This is a genomic window from Synechococcus sp. R55.7, assembly GCF_047461955.1.
In the GTDB taxonomy this organism is placed as follows: Bacteria; Cyanobacteriota; Cyanobacteriia; order Thermostichales; family Thermostichaceae; genus Thermostichus.
Genome location: NZ_JANSIC010000263.1, coordinates 1 through 1,882, shown reverse-complemented (window position 1 = coordinate 1,882; position 1,882 = coordinate 1). Strand labels below are relative to the sequence as shown.

Annotated in this window: 2 protein-coding genes; both read right to left on the bottom strand. The window is 58.6% G+C overall.

Annotated features, from left to right (window positions below; translation table 11 throughout):
• Window positions 1-503, bottom strand: a 503-nt coding sequence (locus tag NW820_RS11390; protein WP_414407534.1) for a hypothetical protein, incomplete at its 3' end; no start/stop codon positions are given.
• A 362-nt stretch (window positions 504-865) separates the two neighbouring features.
• A partial coding sequence (locus NW820_RS11385; RefSeq protein WP_414407533.1) for a bifunctional metallophosphatase/5'-nucleotidase occupies window positions 866-1,882 on the bottom strand: 1,017 nt, incomplete at its 5' end.

Here is a 1,882-nt window from a genome sequence, read left to right as displayed (position 1 = left end):
GGATCCCCGAAGATGATGCGATAGCCGATGTACGCCACCCCCAACAGCCCTGCCAGGATCCACAAGAAAGCCGAAAAGGGTAGGCGGGAAAAGAAGACAAGATAAACCCGGCGACTGAGCCAAGAAAAAATAAGATAGACTGCCGCCAAAATGCCGATCCCTTGCAAGGTGCGAAAAGCCGGCACCCGCGAGAGAGGCATGCGCTGCCGCGCCACCCAGATGGAGCTAAGAAAAGTCCAGGGAGGCACCAGCAGCAAGAACATATCCGCCTGCTTCACCACCGCCTGCCAGCCGGCGGTGTTGGTGGCATAGGCCAAGTAGCCCGCCCAGAGGACAAGAGTTACCGCTCCCAAGCCGATACTTAAGCTGAGCAAAAAAGGCTCCTCCCATTGGCCTGGGATCCAGTCGCAGAGAACCCAAACCACCCAAGGGGTGGCAAAGAGCAAAAGCGCAATGGCTAAGCCATTGGCGTTGAGCTGGGTAAAAAACGTCTCCAGGGTCATGAACAGCAAAAGGAGCGAACGTCACCCTTGATGGTAATGATTCCTCCTTCAATCTGCAATTCGATTCGTATACAGAATCCATGAATTTGTTGGGAGCAATGCCCAAAAGGTTCACAGCCCGTCCGGGCATTCGTGTAAGCCTTGCCAAGCAACAACAGCGGGGATGGAAGTGGGAAAAAGAAAAGGGATCCTTGACACTGGCCAGGGATCCCTTCCTGTAGTCTTTCCTAAAAAGCTCAAGACATTTTCTATGGCGTTGCTGAGGGAATTAACCCAAGCCACTCTCCCCTTTTGCAAGAAGTGAGTCTGGCATCGGAATCCCTACTCCTCCGGATCCATCCGCCTCAGTCCATTAACCCAATCTACAGCCCTTGCAGCACCGTATCGGGGCGGGCCGACAGATTCTGGATGCGGGTATCCTGGGCAGGCGGGGTGTCTGGTTCGGTGAACACGCCGATCTGCCGCAAATACCGAGCCAAGGCATCTTGCTCGCTGCCGGGGGTGTCGAAGGTAATGCCAGAGCTGGGGGCCAAGTTGACCCGGTTGGGGTTGGACAGGCGAGGGAAGGGATAGTCATCCCCACCATTGGCCAAGAAGTCCAGGGTCACCAGGCGGAAGGTGCGTCTGGGATCCCCTTGCACTTGGCCGTTGCGCACCACCACATCCCGACCTGTGGGCGTATCCACCCGCAAGGAGAGGACGCGGGATCCCGGTGGCCGCGAGGGATCAAAGCTAAAGGCAAAGCCGCCAATTTGCGGGAAGCGGCCCGGCGTAGCTCCCGGCTGGGTTTGCGCCACCCCGTGTTCCACTATCTGCTTCAGTTCCTCAGCGGTGACGGTCAACAGAGAGAGGCCGTTGTTAAAAGCAAGGGCCGTTTCGATGTCCAGCTGAGAGATTTGACCGGACTGCTTGCCGGCCTCAGGGTTAGCAACCGGTGGGATCCGCCGCACCGGCTCGCCGCCGCCACCCCCTGTGGTAGCTCCGATGGGAGCGCGAATGCCGCCACCATTTTTCAGGGAGATGACCGTAGAAGGATCAACCGTTCTGGCGTAGGCCAGGTTGGCATCGGCAGTGAGGTTGCCCAGGTTGGTTTCCTCAGTGCGCACCTCTGCCCGCAGGCCGTTGAGAAATTGGGTGGTGGAGCCGAAGGTGCGGCCATCCTTGGTGCGGATGATGTTGCCGATCTCATTGGCCACCCGAACCACGTCAGGATTGGGGGTGCCCCTGACAGCTGCTACCCCTTGGTCGTCGGTGGCATAGGCACCGCTCACCGGGTCAATGCGGGCAATAACCCCGTTGGCGTCAAAGCTGACCACCAGGCGGCCCACGTAGCGATAGTTGGAGCCGGTGTTGACCACCGCCACCGGTTGACCACTGGC